The 16,714-nt window shown below is 68.4% G+C and carries 16 protein-coding genes; 7 read left to right on the top strand and 9 right to left on the bottom strand.

Annotated features, from left to right (window positions below; all coding sequences use genetic code 11):
• The first annotated feature begins 43 nt into the window (after positions 1 to 43).
• Positions 44 to 1,111 carry a fatty acid desaturase family protein gene (locus tag NI1_RS24135; RefSeq protein WP_245663381.1) on the top strand — a complete coding sequence of 356 codons (1,068 nt, stop codon included), beginning with the start codon at positions 44 to 46 and terminating at the stop codon, positions 1,109 to 1,111.
• 7 nt (positions 1,112 to 1,118) lie between these two features.
• On the opposite strand, the gene NI1_RS24140 is transcribed toward NI1_RS24135, so the two are convergent.
• The 3 genes from NI1_RS24140 to NI1_RS24150 all read right to left on the bottom strand — a co-directional run bounded on the left by NI1_RS24140 (position 1,119) and on the right by NI1_RS24150 (position 3,561).
• Positions 1,119 to 1,862, bottom strand: a complete 744-nt coding sequence (locus NI1_RS24140) for a phosphotransferase family protein (protein ID WP_067825330.1) — start codon at positions 1,860 to 1,862, stop codon at positions 1,119 to 1,121.
• 28 nt (positions 1,863 to 1,890) lie between these two features.
• A complete protein-coding gene (locus tag NI1_RS24145) occupies positions 1,891 to 2,733 on the bottom strand; it encodes a hypothetical protein (protein ID WP_084523601.1) in 843 nt (280 codons plus the stop codon).
• Positions 2,734 to 2,823: 90 nt separating this feature from the next.
• Positions 2,824 to 3,561, bottom strand: coding sequence for an SDR family NAD(P)-dependent oxidoreductase (locus NI1_RS24150; RefSeq protein ID WP_067824900.1), 738 nt, complete (start codon positions 3,559 to 3,561; stop codon positions 2,824 to 2,826).
• 144 nt (positions 3,562 to 3,705) lie between these two features.
• Here NI1_RS24150 and NI1_RS24155 point away from each other — a divergent pair, with 144 nt between their 5' ends.
• Both NI1_RS24155 and NI1_RS24160 read left to right on the top strand, forming a co-directional pair.
• Positions 3,706 to 4,161 (top strand): (4Fe-4S)-binding protein, encoded by a 456-nt coding sequence (locus NI1_RS24155; RefSeq protein WP_067824902.1) that lies wholly within the window; start codon positions 3,706 to 3,708, stop codon positions 4,159 to 4,161.
• Positions 4,162 to 4,255: 94 nt separating this feature from the next.
• Complete coding sequence (locus tag NI1_RS24160) at positions 4,256 to 5,518, top strand: PucR family transcriptional regulator (protein ID WP_067824904.1); 1,263 nt, start codon at positions 4,256 to 4,258, stop codon at positions 5,516 to 5,518.
• Here the strand turns inward: NI1_RS24160 and NI1_RS24165 are convergent.
• The 5 genes from NI1_RS24165 to NI1_RS24185 form a co-directional block, all read right to left on the bottom strand.
• On the bottom strand, positions 5,511 to 6,848 hold the full coding sequence (locus NI1_RS24165) for a lipase family protein (RefSeq protein WP_067824906.1): 1,338 nt from the start codon (positions 6,846 to 6,848) through the stop codon (positions 5,511 to 5,513). The genes NI1_RS24160 and NI1_RS24165 overlap by 8 nt on opposite strands.
• Before the next feature lie 25 nt (positions 6,849 to 6,873).
• Positions 6,874 to 8,013: an esterase/lipase family protein gene (locus tag NI1_RS24170; protein ID WP_067824908.1), complete on the bottom strand. Its 1,140-nt coding sequence runs from the start codon at positions 8,011 to 8,013 to the stop codon at positions 6,874 to 6,876.
• 150 nt (positions 8,014 to 8,163) lie between these two features.
• On the bottom strand, positions 8,164 to 8,820 hold the full coding sequence (locus NI1_RS24175) for a TetR/AcrR family transcriptional regulator (RefSeq protein ID WP_067824910.1): 657 nt from the start codon (positions 8,818 to 8,820) through the stop codon (positions 8,164 to 8,166).
• Between the two features lie 102 nt (positions 8,821 to 8,922).
• Positions 8,923 to 9,651: a 2OG-Fe(II) oxygenase gene (locus NI1_RS24180; protein ID WP_067824912.1), complete on the bottom strand. Its 729-nt coding sequence runs from the start codon at positions 9,649 to 9,651 to the stop codon at positions 8,923 to 8,925.
• Complete coding sequence (locus NI1_RS24185; RefSeq protein ID WP_067824914.1) at positions 9,648 to 10,142, bottom strand: methylated-DNA--[protein]-cysteine S-methyltransferase; 495 nt, start codon at positions 10,140 to 10,142, stop codon at positions 9,648 to 9,650. Before NI1_RS24185 ends, NI1_RS24180 begins: the two co-directional genes overlap by 4 nt.
• 159 nt (positions 10,143 to 10,301) lie before the next feature.
• Here NI1_RS24185 and NI1_RS24190 point away from each other — a divergent pair, with 159 nt between their 5' ends.
• Together NI1_RS24190 and NI1_RS24195 are read left to right on the top strand one after the other, a co-directional pair.
• Entirely contained in the window at positions 10,302 to 10,769 is a 468-nt protein-coding gene (locus NI1_RS24190; protein ID WP_084523602.1) for a MarR family winged helix-turn-helix transcriptional regulator, read from the top strand.
• 30 nt (positions 10,770 to 10,799) lie between these two features.
• Complete coding sequence (locus NI1_RS24195; protein ID WP_067824918.1) at positions 10,800 to 11,384, top strand: hydrolase; 585 nt, start codon at positions 10,800 to 10,802, stop codon at positions 11,382 to 11,384.
• A 24-nt stretch (positions 11,385 to 11,408) separates the two neighbouring features.
• Here the strand turns inward: NI1_RS24195 and NI1_RS24200 are convergent, their stop codons facing one another.
• Positions 11,409 to 14,240 carry a hypothetical protein gene (locus NI1_RS24200; protein ID WP_157535305.1) on the bottom strand — a complete coding sequence of 944 codons (2,832 nt, stop codon included), beginning with the start codon at positions 14,238 to 14,240 and terminating at the stop codon, positions 11,409 to 11,411.
• A gap of 231 nt (positions 14,241 to 14,471) precedes the next feature.
• Between NI1_RS24200 and NI1_RS24205 the strand changes: the two genes are divergently transcribed.
• Positions 14,472 to 15,743 carry a GlnX family signal transduction membrane protein gene (locus tag NI1_RS24205; RefSeq protein WP_501193569.1) on the top strand — a complete coding sequence of 424 codons (1,272 nt, stop codon included), beginning with the start codon at positions 14,472 to 14,474 and terminating at the stop codon, positions 15,741 to 15,743.
• On the top strand, positions 15,740 to 16,711 hold the full coding sequence (locus tag NI1_RS24210; protein ID WP_369690154.1) for a glutamate ABC transporter substrate-binding protein: 972 nt from the start codon (positions 15,740 to 15,742) through the stop codon (positions 16,709 to 16,711). Before NI1_RS24205 ends, NI1_RS24210 begins: the two co-directional genes overlap by 4 nt.
• Positions 16,712 to 16,714: the final 3 nt, after the last annotated feature.

The following is a 16,714-nucleotide window of genomic DNA, read 5'->3' on the forward strand; positions in this document are numbered from 1 at the left end:
CGGCGACTTGCTGAACACCACGATCGCAGGATGTGCAGAACCTTTGGTAATTGAGACAGCACAGCGGCCCGCGCGGCGGGAACAGAAGCGGTCACCGGTGGTGGTCGCGGCCGGGTCGACGCGTGGGAGCGACTACGCGGTGTTGTTGCGGCGGGTGAAAGAGGCGGGGCTGCTCGATCGGCGGTTGCGGTATTACGGGTGGAAGAGCGCTGTCACCGCAGCGGTTTTCGCTGGTGGCTGGGCTGCGCTGTGGGTGATCGGCGATTCGTGGTGGGCGTTGGGTCCGGCTGTCGTGCTGGCCGCGGTGTTCGCGCAGCTGTCGTTCCTGGGACATGATGCGGGGCACAAGCAGATCTTCGGGACCGTGCGGGCCAACCATTGGTATGGGCTGATCGTCGGGAATCTGGCTACCGGGGTCAGCATCGGATGGTGGACCAGCAATCACAATCGGCATCACGCGCATCCGAATACCGAGGGCGCCGATCCCGACGTTTCGGGCATCTTGGCGCATTCCGGTGCCCGCGCCGCTGCCGGAAAAGGCTGGCGGCGCTTCATCTTCCGATACCAAGCCTGGCTTTTCTTTCCGATGCTGCTGCTCGAAGCGGGCAGCCTGCACTTTTCGAGCGTGCGCGCGGTCCTGAAATGGCCTATCCCGCACCGCGTCCGGGAAGGCGCGTTCCTCGCCGCCCACGCGATCGGCTACCTGACCGCGGTCTTCCTGATCCTGTCACCGGCGAAAGCCCTGGTCTTCATCGCCGTCCAACAGGGCCTGTTCGGCCTCTACATGGGCTGCACCTTCGCCCCCAACCACAAGGGCATGGAGGTCCTCCCCGACGGCGACAAAACCGACTTCCTGCGCCGCCAGGTCCTCACCTCCCGCAATGTCCGCGGCGGCCCGGTCACCGACACCGTCTTCGGCGGCCTCAACTACCAAATCGAACACCACCTGTTCCCCTCGATGCCCCGCCCCGCCCTGCGCACCGCCCAACCCCTGGTCCGCGCCTACTGCGCCGAAATCGGCGTCCCCTACGCCGAAACCAGCGTCGTCGTCTCCTACGCCGAAGCCCTCACCCACCTCAACGCCGTCGGCCGCCACGCCTCCGCACGTTGAACCGGGCTCAACGGCGAAGACTGGACTTCAGCACGTCGATTTCGCAGCCCGGTGCGCTGGGGTCCGAACCGTGCTCGATCAGCCAGCGGACGCCCCGGAGGCTGCGCAGTGACCACCAGGCTCGGATCACGTCGCGGTCGAGGCCGGCTCCGTAACCGCCGAGAACGTCATCGAGCCGATCCTGATGCCCGAGTGTCAAAGTGGCGAGGTCGTAATGGGCGTCGCCCCGGGCGGCTTCGGACCAGTCGAGGATGCCGGTGACCTCGTCGTCGGCGACGAAAACGTGGGCGACCTGTAGGTCGCCGTGTACGAAGACCGGCTTCCACGGGCGCAGCGCGACCGCTGCCAGTCGGCGATTGTGCGTGATCACTTCGATGGGCAGAACGTCGTTCGAGATGAGCCAGGCGCATTCGGCGTCGAGTTCCGAAGCGATTTCGGCGGGGGTGCGGCCGGGCCACGGAGGTAGCGGTGCGTCATGCAGCTCCCGAATGGCTGCACCGGCGGCGGCCCAGGCTGTGGAAGACGCGGTCGATGGTTCGCCGAGGCGGCCGAGCGCTGTTCCCCCGACCGCGGCCAGTGCGAGGACGGATGGCTTGCGCCACAACACCTTCGGCGTTGGGATCGGGGCCAGCGCCATCGCGGCGACTTCGTGGTCGGTGCGAGTCCGATCGGCGTCGATCTTCAGGAACATGTCGCCGACGCGCACGGTCGCGCGCTCATGATGGGCTGCTATGACCTCGATCGTTTCCATGCCGGACACTATCGCGAGCCGGTGGCGGTCACCAGCCGCCGGTGAACAGTGCGGCGAGGCCGGGGGGTGAGTCGGTGGCGTTGGTGATGTTCGCTGACACGACGATCGCGGTGGCGAGAAACAGCAGGGCCGAGGCGGTGGCGAAGGTACTCAGTGCCCGGCGGGTGCCGCGGTTGGTGGATTCGGTTGCGGCGAAACGCTTCCAGAGCAGCGCGCTGAGGGTGACGAAGGTGACGGCCACGGTTCCGGCGATGATGGCCATGGCGAGGTGGTAGTGGGCGAAGTCGGTGATCATCACTTCGAGGGCGGGGGTGGTTCCGTTGTTCGGGTAGTCGCTCAGGTGCTGATTGATCTGGCTCAGGACCGTTTGGGTTTCGGGGTCCAGGTTGTCGCCGGTGAGCAGGGGGAACAGGGAGGCGAAGGGGGTGATCGCACCTTGGATATTGGCCATCAGCAGGACCAGGGCGACGAGGGCGAGGAGGGTGGTGACCGTTGCGCCGGCGAGCAGCGCCGTGGTGCCGCCGGGTTCCGGGGCGGTGGTGCGGAATTGCTTCCAGAGCAGCAGGGCGAGTTTCAGCAGGACCAGGAGCAGAAGGGCGGCGATCACCGCCTTGACCAGGTGATAGCGGAACCAGTAGTCGACGATCGCTTGGAGCGCGGGCGGGTAATCGCGTTGGCTGGAACGCCAATACGTGGCGAAGGCCGCGCGGAAGGCGGTGCGCAGGTCGCTTTCACCGGTGAAATCCGTGCCCGTGCCCGACGCCAGCCGGCCGGGGGCGAGGACGAAGGCCGCGGTCAGGCCGACCGCGAGGGCGGCGAGTGCGCGGGCGGGCAGCTCCGCGGATCGGACTCGAGCGGGGGAACCGGTCACGGAGACTCCTTGGGCTCGATCGCGCGGCGCACCCGCCGGCAGGCTCGTTTGCGAGCGTACAGAATTCGCGAGCGGCCGGTTCCGCGCTGTTCAGTGCAGGTAGGAGGCGCCGTTCACGTCCAGGACCGCGCCGGAGCTCCACTGCGCTTCCGGGGAAGCGAGATAGCGGACGGCCGCGGCTATTTCGGCGGGTTCGGCGACGCGGCCGAAGGGGCTCTGGGCGCGGACCTGATCGGTGACACGGTCGGCGACGCGTTCGGTGGCGACGAAACCCGGTGCCACCGAGGCCACCGCGATGCCGTGCGGTGCGAGCGAGGCGGCCAGCGATTGGCCGAGCGCATGCACCGCCGCCTTCGTCGCACCGTAGGCGGGATGATCGGGTTCGCCCCGGAACGCCCCTCGGGAGCCGATATTGACGATGCGCCCCGCGACCGCGCGGCCGATCATGTGCTTGGCGATCAGGAAGCTCACATTGGCGGTGCCGAGCAGATTGACATCGACGGTCCGACGCCAAACCCGTTGCCACTCTTCATAATCCGTGTCGGCGACCGGGCCGGCGAGATTGACCGCGGCATTGTTCACGAGCACGTGCACGGTGCCCAGCGTGCCGACGGCGGTATCCACGATCGCGGCGGCGCCGGCCGGATCCGAGATGTCGCCGCCGATGAGTACGTGACCGGTACCGGGCAGCCCGTGCAACGTCTCCTCGGCTTGCTCACGCCGCGAGGAGTAATGCACCGCGACCCGGTCGCCGAGTTCCGCGAACATGGTCGCGACGGCGCGCCCGATCCCGCGTGAGGCGCCCGTCACCAGCACACCCCGGCTCATTTCAAGATCACCATGCGGTCAGCTTGCCACCCGGGAGGTTCGGTCGTCGAGTTACGCGTTCGCACGCCGGCGGTATCGATGCCGACGGCCGTGTCTCCAGCGCGGTGCCCCGCCGCGGGCAGCGGCAAGGCGTACCGTTCGAGAATGCCTGCTGACCAGTCCGTTTCCGACCCCGGCACCCCGCCGGGCCGCGCCTATACCGCGCCCGAGGTGACCGTCTACTACGACGCCGCGCGCTGCGTGCACTTCGCCGAGTGCGTCCGCGGCCTGCCCATGGTGTTCGATACCTCGCAGCGACCGTGGATCCAGCCGGACCGGGCGAGCGCGACCGAAGTCGCCGAGGTGATCCGGCGATGCCCGAGCGGCGCACTGCATTATCTGCTCGAGCCCGGCCCGCACGAGACCGGCGACGCGGTGACGACGGTGATCCCGTTACCCGGCGGACCGCTGCTGCTCCGCGGTGATCTGCAAGTCTCGGTACCCGGCCGGAATGCCGACGGCACCCCGGAATTCCTGCGCGAGACCCGCATGGCGGCGTGCCGGTGCGGCAAGACCGGCAATGCTCCTTTCTGCGATGGGAGCTGCGATCTGCACGGGTGATCTTTTCGGTTGATTGCGACCCGGATTCGGCCCCACTACAGTTACGCTCCAGTAGGAACGCAAGCGTTCCCTGAAGAGGGTAGTGGAGTCGAATATGAGCGCACCTAGGTATTCCGGATCGGCCGAACTCGCGAACGGGCCTGCGGTCGAAGCCATTTCGACTCCGCTGCACGATATCCGAGGCCTGTCACGGCAATTGGTGGAGCATTTCGCCGCGCATGTGGCACCGTGCGGCACACTGCCCGGCGATGCCCTGCGCGGCGAGGTCACGGTGGTGACGCGGACCTGCCTGGAGCTCGCCACCGGGGTGCTCGAAGGCCGGGATGTGACCGCCAAGATCGAGCGATTGCAGCGCGCCGGCGCGGACTGGGCGCGGGAGGGCATTCCGATCGGGGCCATCCACCGGGCCGTGCACGATGGATTCGCGCGCGGGTTCGACCTGCTCCTGGGGCCCATCGGCCCCGATGACTCCGCGCGCGTGGCGGTTACGGCCCGGCGACTGCTGGAAGTGCTCGCCACCATCGACTCCGCCTTCGCGGTCGCCTATGTGCGCGAGCATCGCGCGGTCGCCGCCGAGCATCACAGCGCCGTGCACACCGTCACTTCGGCACTGCTGGCCGGCCATTCGACATCGACCATGGCACGCGCGGGCGGAGTACAGATCGATGGCGCGTATTACGTGCTGGCCCTGAGCATTCCGGCGCATCCCGGCGAGAGCGACGCCAGCGTGGACGGCGGCGTGGTGGCGCGCCGGAAGTTGCGGCGCCTCCAATCCGAACTGGCGCGGCGCAGCGCGGGCCGGGCGCTGTCGTTGCTGGGGTCGGACGGCGGCACCGTACTGCTGCCCGACTCCGATCCGTCCGCGGCCGACCTGGAGGCTTTCGTGACCGGATTATCCACCGCCGCACAGGTTTCCATCACCGCCACGGTCATGCACACCGAAACCGGCGGCATCCCGGATGGCGCGGAGCGCGCGCACGAACTCCTCGACATGGTGCACCGCCTGGAATGTTCGCCGGGCCTGTACCGCTTCGACGACCTGGCCATGGAGTACCAGCTGACCCGTCCCGGACCGGGCCGCGAATACCTCGGCTCGCTGCTGGATCCCCTGGACGAGTACCCGGAGCTGCTCGAGACCCTGCGCCGGCACATCGGCAACGACCTGAACCGCCGGCGCACCGCACGGGCCTTGAGCGTGCACATCAATACCGTCGACTACCGGCTGAAACGGATCGGGCAACTCACCGGATTCGATCCGTCCCAGCCGTCGGGGCTGTGGTATCTGCGCTCGGCACTGGTGGCGCGCACCTATCGGAATGCGGTGCCGAGCAAGCACTTCGAGCCCGCGTTCACTTGAAATGCCAACCGGGCGCGGGACGTTCGCGAATCGGACGGCCCGTGAGCATCCGGACGAACAAGGCCGCCAAGCCGAGGTGCTGCGACCGGGCCGTCCGGTCGAACGCCACCGACCAGACCGTGCGCGTTCCCGCGGGCGTGCGGGGCCGATCGTCGAAGCGATCCGCCAGCCACGCGATCATGGCCGGAATCCCGATGAACTGCAAGGGCAGATGCATGCTGAGCCGGTCGCGCAGATAGGTGACGTGCACCCCCTGCGCCAGATAGCGGCCGACGTGGGCGTCGATATCGGCGACGGCGATCACCTCGTCGTGCACGCCCTGCAACACCAGCATCGGCATGGTGGGCGCGCGATGGCCGGGCCGGATCTCGTCGAGCACCGTCACCACCTCCGGATGGGTCAGGAAGTCGGTGAGCCCGCCGCTGAGATGCCGGTCGGCGTCCCGCCCGACGAACCGGGCCAGCAACGGCAGCGTCGGCGTATTCTCCGCGTACGCAAGCAATTTCAGATAGTCCGCGGAGAGCTGGCAGCGCAGCACCCGGTCCAGTCGCGGGTAGGCGCGCCGCAGCCCGGCGGTGAACACCATGGCGAAACCGGCGAAAGGTGAACCGTTGAGCCGCACGAACGCGGCCGCCGGATCCCCCACCGGCGAACCCGCGACCGCGCCGACGATATCGAGCTCGGGTGCGTACTCCGCGGCCAGCTCGGCCGCCCACGCGGTGGCCAGTCCGCCGCCGGAGTAGCCCCACAAGCCCACGCGGGCACGGGAATCCAGTCCGAGCGGCGCGAAACGCAGGGCCGCGCGCACGCCGTCCAACGCGCGGTACCCGGGCTCGAGCGCGGCGCCGAAACGCCCGTCGACCCCGCCGTGATCGGGTATCGACACCGCCCAGCCCCGGGCCAGCGCGGCCGCCACCAAGGGCAGCTCCAGTTGCGGGATCGCCCCCAACGCGCGAGCCCGATACTGTAAAGCGTAGGAGGGCAAGCACATCGGCGCAATCGCATCGATGGCGCACTGGAACGACACCAGTGGCCGCGACCGCTCCGGGTCCGCGTCCCAGGGCAGCAGCACCGTGGTCACGGCCGCCTCGGGCGTGCCGTGCAGATCGACGGTGCGGTACAGCAACTGCCAGGCGGTGACGCGCTGCGGCACCATCCCGAACAGTCCCAGGCGAACTCGGCGCGTGCGCAGGATGGTGCCGGGCGCGATGCGGCTCAACTCCACCGGCGACCGGTAGAACGGGTCGTCGGGCGGCAGCCGGGGCCGCCCGGCGGGCGCGTCGAATTCTGTTCCGGGACTGGGTAGTTCGACCGCGTCGCCGAGGGTCATGAGGGTCCTTTCCGGTACCGGACGGCTACAGTTTGCCGCCGCCGCCGATCATCCAGGGGTTGAAGGCGCACTCCGGTTCGGGCTGCACCGCGGGATCCAGGGCGCGCAGCGCGAAGGACACGGCGCGCGGGGAGTACATGATCGTGAGATGGTCGGACAGATCCTGTTCGCACCCCTGTTGCAGGGTGATGTTGTCGACCGTGGCTCCGGGGCCGGCGGTCAGGAAGGTCCAGTCGTAGGGGTTGGAGATCTCGTCGTGCGTGGTGCCGATGGCGGTGTAGGCCACGCCCGGCACGGTGTCGCCGTCGCGGTTCAGGCTGGCGTAGAAGGCCGATCCGGCCGCCTGCTGCACATTGGCCTGCCCGATGAACGGTTCGTAGAAGCCGAGAATGTTCACGCCGAGGTTGTTGATGATGCGCGCGAGGGTGGCGATGCCCAGCAGCGAGGTGCCGTGATTGGTGGCGCCGAAGGTGATGACCTTGCCGACTTTCCCTTGTCCGCCTTCGAATTTCAGGTACTGGTTGGCCACCGGCCCGCCCTGGGAATGCCCGATGATGTCGACCATGGACGCGCCGGTGGCGGCCTGCACCCGGTCCACGAACACGGAGAGCTGACGGGCGGAGTCCTCCATCGGGCCGACCCCGTACCGGCCGGGCAGGATCGGTCCCAGCCCGCCGCCTTCGAGCACGCCTTCGCGGCCGAAATTGAAGGCGAAGACACAGAATCCGGCGCGGGCGATACGTGGCGCCAGATACGCGAAACTGTCGTAGGTATTGAGCCAGGTGCCGTGCACCAGCACCACCGGATGTGGATGTGCCGCGGTCGGTTTGCAATTCCAGTTGTTGGATCCGGGCGGCGCGGCATCGGGGTGGGTGAGGCCGTATCCGAAGGCGGCCAGGAATGCCGTCATCTCCGGGCCCTCGCCGATCGCGTCGGAGGCGGTGCTGGTGACGGCGGAACCGGAACTGCTGCCCGTTCCGGCAATGGCGCGGGGCTGCCGGCCATCGGGTGCCGGATTCAAGCCTTTGCTGATGTAATCCGCCAAACCCTGTGTGGTGGCCGGGATTTCCGGATCGGCATCGGCCACTCCGCTCGACAACGCCAGCGTCACGGCGGTGGCGCTCGCGAATACGGCGCTGCCCAGCACCCGGAAACCTGGTCTCATGAAATTCTCCTACCGCATGGAACAGAACTCGATGTGATTCGAATTCGATTGCGACGGTAGGGGTCCGGTGTGGCCCGTGTCACGTTCGCTGTGCCGAGTGACAAACCGCGCAGGGGCGGCGTTTGTGGCGGGCGACAGCGCCGGGTGCGCTCAGAACCTCGGGGCGCTCGCCAACGCGATGGCGGTGTGCGTGAACAGCGGCGCGAGCTCGGGCAGGGCGGCGGCCCCGCGCTCGTGCAGGCAGGCGCGCACCCGATCGTCGATGCCGCCCAGCAGCATGTCGATCAGGCGCGGGTCCGGGTCGGCGGGCAGATCGCCGTCGCGCACCCCTATCCGCGACACCGCCATGATGTACTCGGCGAAGCGCTCGTGCACCCGCAGCCGATGCGTCACCAGCGCGGGGCCGGCGGCGAGGGTTTCCACATACAGCGCCCGCGCCGCGCCCGGTTGCACGGCCAGCACATTCAAATAGATTTCGAACGAGATCCGCACCCGATCGGCGAAATTCACGCCCTGCATTCCGGTGACGGTTTCCTGCAATTGGTCCAGGGCGGCGAAAACCGCGAGATCGTATGCGGCGGCGAAGCATTCGTCCTTGCCGCCGAAGACCGAATAAAAGGTGCGGCGCGCCACCTGCGCGCGTGAGACGATATCGGCGACGGTGGTGGCCGCATAGCCCAGCTCACCGACGGCCTCCAGCACCGCGGTGCATAAACGCCGGTATTGCGAGGTCACCACTTCCTCGCGGGTCAGCCCGTGCCGTCCCTTCGGCAACGGTCCCGGCGAACCCTCAGCTTCCACACTCACGCTCACAGCTTATTGCGCCCGCCGATTTCCCGAGGGACGGCCGCCGAGGCGCGCTGTTTCCATTCGCGATACCGGGCGGGCAGGGCCGGGACCGGCGCCCGGTCAGGCTTCGTGGAACACCAGGCCGAGGGTGTGGCGGCGGCCGGAGCGAACCAGGCTGACACCGTGCCGGATCGGGGCCGCCGACCAGCCCCGGGCGGAGCGGACGGGGCGGTCGCGGGTGGTGAAGACCAGGCCGTGGCCCTGTGGCAGGGTGATGGCGCTGCCGCGGGATTGGGCGCGGGGGCGTTGTTCTACCAGCAGGAATTCACCGCCGGTGTAGTCGATCCCGGGTCGATCCAGGCCGATGACCACCTGGAGCGGGAAGACGAGATCGCCGAAGAGGTCCCGGTGCAGGGCATTCCAATCGCCGGGGCCGTAGCGCAGCAGGATCTGCGACGATTTGGCTTGACCGGCGTGGTGGCACCGGCGAATCCACTCGTCGAGGTCGGCGGGCCAGGTGCCGGGCCGGGACAGGCGAGCGGCCCAGTCGCGTGCGATGGGGAGCAGGTGCGGATAGAACGCCGCCCGCAAACCTCGCACCGCGTCCGGCAGATCGTGGGTGAAGTAACGGTATTCACCGGATCCGAAGCGATGCCGGGCCATGTCGATGGTGGAGCGGAAATGCTCGGGCCGATCGTAAAGCGATGTGAGCGAACGGCATTCGTCGGCGGTGAGCAGCGGACCGGTCAGCGCCTGGCCGTGATCGTCGAGATCACGCGCCAGCGCCGCCCAGTCCTGCTCCCCCACCCGCGCCGCCCAATCGGTGCCGGGCCGGGCGGGGGCGCTCATGCGGCGAGCAGGACGCGCTCGAGGACGAGCAACTGCTGCTTGCGCGGCAGCCCGCCGGCGTACCCGGTGAGCGATCCGTTCGCCCCGATCACCCGATGGCAGGGCCGCACGATGAGCAGCGGATTCGCGCCGATGGCCGCACCTACCGCCCGGATCGCCGCACGCGGTGCCCCGATCCGGGCCGCGATCTCACCGTAGGTGACGGTGGTGCCGTACGGGACGGCGTCCAGCGCTTGCCACACCTGATCCTGGAATTCACTTCCGCTGCTGGACATCTCGAGTTCGAATTCGGTGCGCTCGCCCGCGAAATAGCCGGCCAGCTGGTCGATGACGTTCGCGAACGCGGCCCGGTCCTGCACCCAGTCCGGCCGGATCACCGCGCCTTTGCCACCGCTCATCGACAGTGCGGTGAGCACGACACCGTCGCCGGCCCGCTTGCCCGCCAGCAGCAGTTCGCCGAGCGGGCTGTCGATGGTCGTGTAGACGGTCATTACGAGTCCTTTCCTCGATGTCGTCGTTGTTCCACTGACCAATCTGCCCAATGCGAAAGAGAAGTACCGGCGGGAATCGGACACCGCATCCACCAGCTCGCAGCAAAGCTTCGACAGGCAAACTTGCAAGCTTTCCTGTCAATATCGATACTGGTCCACATGAGCGGACCCGCCGAACACCGGTCGAGTGCTCAGCATTCGCCGGAAGACCTCACCGTCGCGGCCGCCGAGCTACGGATCATCAGCAGCCGATTGCTCCGCCACCTGCGCACCGCTCGCGCCGGACTCGACATCACCCCGTCCCAGGCCGTAGCCCTGAGCCGCCTGGGTTCCGACGGCCCCAGCACCGTCGCCGACCTGGCCCGAGCCGAGCGGGTCCGCCCGCAATCCATGCGCCTCACCGTCGCCGCACTCGAAGACCGCGGCTACCTCACCCGCGCCCCGCACCCCACCGATCAACGCCAGAACCTGCTGTCCCTGACCCCCGAAGGCGAACGCCTGCTCAACCAAGCGCACGACGCCAAAGAGGATTGGCTAGCCGAGTCCATCGCCACCAAACTCTCCCCCACCGAACAACATTCGCTACTCGCCGCCATCCCCCTGCTCGCCCGCCTCGTCGAGCCCTGACCGAATCCCCCCGCACCGCAAGGACTCCCGATGACATCCGACCTGCTCGACCCCCACACCGCCCTAGTGATCATCGACCTGCAAAACGGCATAGTCGCCGCCCCCGCAACCCCGCACTCCACCGAAGAGGTGATCACCCGCTCCGCCGCCCTGGCCCGAGCCTTCCGAGCCCGCAACCTCCCGGTATTCCCGGTCCGAGTCTCCTTCGCCCCGGACGGCGCGGACGCCGCCCCCGGCCGCACCGAACATCCCCTCACCACCACTCCCCCGCCAGGCTGGGACGACTACGTCCCAGCCCTCGACCTCCACCCCACCGACCTCCCCATCACCAAACACCAGTGGGGCGCCTTCTACGGCACCGACCTCGACCTGCAACTCCGCCGCCGCACCATCACCACCATCGTCCTCACCGGCATAGCCACCAGCATCGGCGTCGAATCAACGGCCCGCGCCGCCCACGAACACGGCTACACCGTCATCATCCCCACCGACGCCGTCTCCGACCGCGACCCCGCCTCCCACCACCACTCCACCACCAAGATCTTCCCCCGCCTCGGATTGACCACCACCACAACCCAACTCCTCGCCGAACTCGCCGCCACCCCCACCGCCTGACCGCAAGTCTCGCCGCAGCGGACGTCAGCCGTTTCGTGAGTTGGCGGTGGCTCGGGACCAGAGTGCTTGCCAGCCATCGGTGTTCAGCCAGTCGGCGGGGGCCAGGAGGCCGGTGTCGGCGATCTGGTTCCAGAAGCGTTCGCGGTCGGCTCCGAGGGTGACCGCGTCGGGCCAGGCGAGTTGCCAGGGGCCGTTCGGGTCGGAGAGGGAGGTGGTGGGGAAGGCGGGGATGGTGGTTGCGCGGGGGTCGGCGATGGGGAGGGTGCGGTGGGGGTAGTTGTGCGCGCAGGTGATCGCTTGGATGAGGGCGCACAGGGTGGGGGTTTCGGGGTGGGCGATGACGGCGCGGGTGAGGGTGGGGGCGGCGGTCAGGGTGAGGTGGGCGAGGATGGTTCGGAGGCGGCGGGCGAGGATTTCCTGGGAGCGGGCTGTTGCCATTTCGGGGTCTTTTATGAAGGCGCGCAGGGCTTTCGAGGGGAGGGGGGCGTCTTCGGAGAGGGTGTGCAGGCGGGGGTAGCGGGCTTGGAGGGCCGGGTCGAGGGCGTTTACCGCGGCGGTGAGGGGGTGGGTGGCGGTGGCCGACCAGAGTTGCGGGAGGGTGATGCGGCCGGATTCGAGGGCTTCGGTGGTCAGGCGGGTCAGGCGGGTGAGGGTCGAACGGCGCACGGGGGTGAGGGTTTTCGGGTCGGCGGCGGGGTCTCCGGCTATGGCGGTGATGACGTGCAGGGCGGGCTGGGCGGCGGCGAGGGTTACGCGGGTGGCGGCGTACAGGTCGGGGGCGATCTCGCGTAGCGGGTTCGGGCGGGCGCGGCGGGGGCGCGGGGGTGTTTCGGCGGACGGTGGTTCCGGGTCCGGTTCGGCGGCGCGGAGAGTCAGGGCCCAGTGCTGGATGGCTTTCTTCACCGATGGGTCGGGTTCGTTGTTGAAGCGGGCTTTGATCTCGTCGGCGAACCAGCCGGGGCCGGTGGAGCGGAGTTCGGCATTGACCTGGATGACGTTCCGGTCGTCACGGACCGCGATCAGGATGCTGCGGCCGCGCACGGCCTCGTCCTGATACCACTGGCCCGCAATGCAATTGCCCATGTAGTCGGACCATTCCGCCAGGTGGCCGCCGTTGCGGGCGATCTGGAGGCGGGTGGCGGTGCCGGGGAGTTCGGCTCCGTCCCAGGCCAGTACCGGTTCGGGGATCTGGAATTCGTTGCTCAGGGCGGCGGCGACGGCACCGCTGGTCATCAGGCCCGTGCACAGGCGCACCCAGTCGCGGCAGCGGGGCGGTGCGGTCGCGCCGAGCGAAAGCAGTTGGGCGGCACCGGCTACCGCCAGCGGGACCGAATCGGGGCGCGGGGTGAGGGGATCGAGCGTCACCGGAGTGGGGTCCGGGTGCGCGTCGAAGTGCATGAAACCGTATTCGAACCAAATCTCGGCGCGGGCTTGTCCTTGGGCTCGCAGCATGGCGTCGGCCAGCTCGGCGTACCAGAGCAGATCGCTCGGCTGGTCGCGGGTCGTGGGGTCGGCCGCCAGGCGTTCGGCCAGACAGTCGCCGGAGGCGGAGTCGCGCAGGACGGGGCGCTGCAACCACTCGCTGGGCGGGCGAATCTCGGTGTAGCCCACCTTTTCCCGCCAGTCGAGCAGGGCTTCGGACGCCCACTTCTCGGGGTGGTCGTCCCGGGGCAGCTGATTGCACAGCGCGTCGTGGCAGGCGGTATCGACGACGACGACGTAGGCCAGCGCGGTGCGCAGCCGGGTAGGCAGGAATCGTTCGAACGCGGCGTTCAGCGGCTGGCTGCGAAGCCAGGCGTCGATTTCGCGGACGTGGCACCCGGGCCGAGCTGGCAGGTCGAGTTGCTCCGGGGTGCGGCTGCGCGCCCACTTCAGGTCGGAATTGCGCAGCAGCGCCGAGGCGGCCGAGATCTGCTCGCGCATGCGGGAAATGCCTTCGGCCACTCCGTGTTCGCGCACGGCGAGTTCGGTGCGCAGCAGGACGGTGGCGGCGATCGCGTCCTCGATCAGCCACTCGGCGCGATACTTCCACAGGTTGTCCCAGGTGGCGGCGAAGCGCAGGGCATCGAACACCGTCAGCGGCACGTCGTCCCGATACCGCGCCTGCCGCTCGAGGCGTTCCTCGGCGTGCGCACGGTAGCGCGCGCTCAGCTTGCCCGCTATCTCGTGGTCCTGCGACGCGGACAGCGACCGCTGCGCCGCCACCGCGACCTGCCGATCGCACACCTGCCGCCACAGATCCGCCAGCAGCGCCGCCCGCTTCGGGCGCGAAAACGGTTCCAGCACCACCCGCAGATTCACCGCCAGCGCCGAGGCCGCCCCACCCGGGACCGGGTCGATATCCGCCGGCGCGGTGAAGCCGAGCACCCGTTCGAGTTGTTCGGGCCCGAGCAGATCCGCCGCCGCCGACGCGAGAGTCAATGCCGCCCAGCGTTCTTCGGCAATCGCGCGTTCCGCCGCCGCCCCGACGGGTTTGGTCGCGGTCACCCCGAACAATGCGACCAGGGTGGCGGTGCGTTCACCCAATCGGGGCGCGCCCGCGGACCCCAGTACCCGCAATGCCGCCAATACCGCATCGCGCCGATCACCGCCGGCCCCGGCCAGTCGCGCGGAGATAAACCCATTGCCCAAATCAATTCCGGCCCCGGCCAGGACAACCCCGCCGGCGGCGATGAGCTGATTCAGTTCCGCCCGCGCCGTTTCGATATCGGCGAATTCACTGTCCCGCGGACCCAGCACCACCGCCGCGCCTTCGGAAAGATCCTGCGCGCGTGGATCGATCGGTGCTCCGGTTTCGGCCGCCCAGGCCCGCCGGTCTCGATCCGCCACTACACCCCAGGCCAACCGTACTGCCAAACTCCGCACTCCCGTTTACCGCGTTCCCCGGATTCGGCGCGCGGCCGAACCCCTCCTCGGCAGACCATACGAGTGCGGTGCGCATCGCGGCAACGGATTATTGCTCCGAGTGCAATACTGCGAATTGCGTGATACACCAATTCAATCCAACTGGTTGGAACGCGATCGACACAACCGGACACCTCCCGTACCATCACCGTACGGGGAGCAGGCCGGTCGAACGGGGGAACGGTGCGAAGTCGTCTACCGGCGGCCACTCGCGACGCAGCGGAGTGGACGCGGCGTTTCGCGCGGACCGCGCCGGGCATACTCGCCGCGGTGGCGGCGATACTCGTGATCGCCTGCCTGATATCGGGTCTGGTCTGCGCGAATCAGTTCAATGAGAAGATCAGCCGCCGCGATACCGTACTCGGCCACACCGAACCGCTCGCCGATGCCGCGCAGCGCTTGTACGTGGCATTGTCCGCGGCCGATGCGGCGGCCTCCAGCGCGTTCCTCTCCGGCGGTATCGAATCGCCCACGGTGCGCGCGCAGTACCGCCAGGCGCTGACCGACGCGGCGGTCGCGCTCTCCGAAGCCACCACCGGCGCCTCCGACGCCGAGACCCGCGAGATCGTCGCCCGCATCTCCTCCGAGCTGCCCACCTACACCGGCCTGGTCGAGGCGGCGCGCGCCAACAACCGTCAGCAGCTGCCCGTCGGCGCGGCCTATCTGCGGCAGGCGTCCTCGCTCATGCAGACCTCGGTGCTCGAGAACGCCCAAGAGCTGGAACAGAATCGGCTCACGCGCCTGCGCGCCGACCAGGAAGACATCACCGCGATTCCCGGCACCAGCCTGCTGACGCTGCTCATCGTGGCCACACTCTGCGGGTACCTGTCCTGGGTGCTGTTGCGCCGCACCAACCGCCGTTTCAATATCGGTGTGCTCACCGCGGCCGGGCTCACCGTGCTGACGCTGCTGTGGCTTTCCGCCGCGACCCTCGCCGCCGCCCAGTCCATCGATTCCGGCGCGCACGGGGCCACCACCCGCTTCGAAACCCTCGCCAAGGCACGGATTCTCGCCCAGCAGGCGCGCACCGAGGAGACCCTGCAACTGGTCACCCGCGGCGATCTGACCGAGAGCGAGAAGCGGTTCGAGGCCCGCACCGGCGAACTGAGGAGCGCCGTCACCGCCGCCACCGGCGACGATTCGACCGCGATGCGGGCGCTCACCGGCTGGCAGGACGGGCATCGGCTGGAGGTCGCCGCCTATCAGGGCAATGATTATCAGGGCGCGGTGAGCCAGTCCATCGGCACCGGGGCCGGCACCTCCGCCACCCGTTTCGGCGTACTCGACGACACGTTGCGCGGCGAATTGGAGGCGGCGCGAACGGATGTGCGCGATGGTGTGGATGCTGCGGGCGACGCGCTCACGTTGAGCCCGTGGGGTGCGCTGGTGCTGTTGCTGGCGGCCGCGAGTGCCGTGGTGATCGGCGTATGGCCGCGGTTGAAGGAGTTCCTGTGAGCGTGCGCGGTCGAATCTTGTTGCTGGCCTTGGCCACCGCCGTCCTGGGCGGCTGCGGGTCGGCGGGGCCGGGCGGGTCGTCGCTGCACCTGCCCGCCGGTGATCCGCTCCCGACGGGCGCGGTGGAGGTCACCGAGGCGCCGAATCAGCGCGGCGATATCAGTTGCAATCCCGAGGCCAGCTTGCGGCCGGGCGGCCAGCCCCGCGCGGGCGCCATGCCCGCCGGTTCGACCATGGCCGCCATCGTGCAGCGCGGTAAATTGCGGGTCGGGGTGGATCAGAATCAATATCTGTTCGGGTTCCGCAATCCGGTGACCGGACAGCTCGAGGGTTTCGATATCGATATCGCCCGGGAAGTGGCGCAGGATCTGTTCGGCGATCCGGAGAAGATCGAACTGCACCCCATCGACGCCGCGCACCGCGTGCCCGCGCTCACCGGCGACGAAGTCGACATCGTGGTGCAGAATTTCACGGCCACCTGTGTGCGCCGGCAGGAAATCCAGTTCTCGAGCACCTATTTCGTCACCGATCAGCGAATTCTCACCACCAAGGGTTCGAACGTCAAGACCTCGGCCGATCTCGCCGGGAAACGCGTCTGCGCGGTTTTCCGCACCACCACCATGGACGCCATCTTCGCGTTGAATCCGCGGCCGACGGTGATCGGCATGTCGAATTGGCTGGACTGCCTGACCGCCATGCAACAGGGTCAGGTGGATGCGATCAGCACCGATCTGCCGATTCTCTACGGTCTGAAAGAGCAGGATCCGAATCTCGAAATCGTCGGTGAGCCGATGGCGTTCGACGCGTACGCGATCGGCGTACCGAAGAAGAACACCGATATGGTGCGTTTCGTGAACGGGGTGCTGGAACGTATTCGCGGCGACGGCACCTGGACCCGGCTCTACAATGCCCGCCTCACGGTGCTCGGTCCCGCGCCGAGTCCGCCCGCCGCCAAGTATTCCGAGTGACCG

It is taken from the genome of Nocardia inohanensis NBRC 100128, from assembly GCF_001612945.1.
GTDB lineage: Bacteria > Actinomycetota > Actinomycetes > Mycobacteriales > Mycobacteriaceae > Nocardia > Nocardia inohanensis.

Bases quoted from the DNA above. Each gene is read 5' to 3' on its own strand.
- NI1_RS24155 (WP_067824902.1), top strand. From the start codon at position 3,706: ATGCCTGCTGACCAGTCCGTTTCCGACCCCGGCACCCCGCCGGGCCGC.
- NI1_RS24195 (WP_067824918.1), top strand. From the start codon at position 10,800: ATGACATCCGACCTGCTCGACCCCCACACCGCCCTAGTGATCATCGAC.
- NI1_RS24190 (WP_084523602.1), top strand. From the start codon at position 10,302: ATGAGCGGACCCGCCGAACACCGGTCGAGTGCTCAGCATTCGCCGGAA.
- NI1_RS24180 (WP_067824912.1), bottom strand. From the start codon at position 9,651: ATGAGCGCCCCCGCCCGGCCCGGCACCGATTGGGCGGCGCGGGTGGGG.
- NI1_RS24185 (WP_067824914.1), bottom strand. From the start codon at position 10,142: ATGACCGTCTACACGACCATCGACAGCCCGCTCGGCGAACTGCTGCTG.
- NI1_RS24140 (WP_067825330.1), bottom strand. From the start codon at position 1,862: ATGGAAACGATCGAGGTCATAGCAGCCCATCATGAGCGCGCGACCGTG.
- NI1_RS24165 (WP_067824906.1), bottom strand. From the start codon at position 6,848: ATGACCCTCGGCGACGCGGTCGAACTACCCAGTCCCGGAACAGAATTC.
- NI1_RS24160 (WP_067824904.1), top strand. From the start codon at position 4,256: ATGAGCGCACCTAGGTATTCCGGATCGGCCGAACTCGCGAACGGGCCT.
- NI1_RS24170 (WP_067824908.1), bottom strand. From the start codon at position 8,013: ATGAGACCAGGTTTCCGGGTGCTGGGCAGCGCCGTATTCGCGAGCGCC.
- NI1_RS24150 (WP_067824900.1), bottom strand. From the start codon at position 3,561: ATGAGCCGGGGTGTGCTGGTGACGGGCGCCTCACGCGGGATCGGGCGC.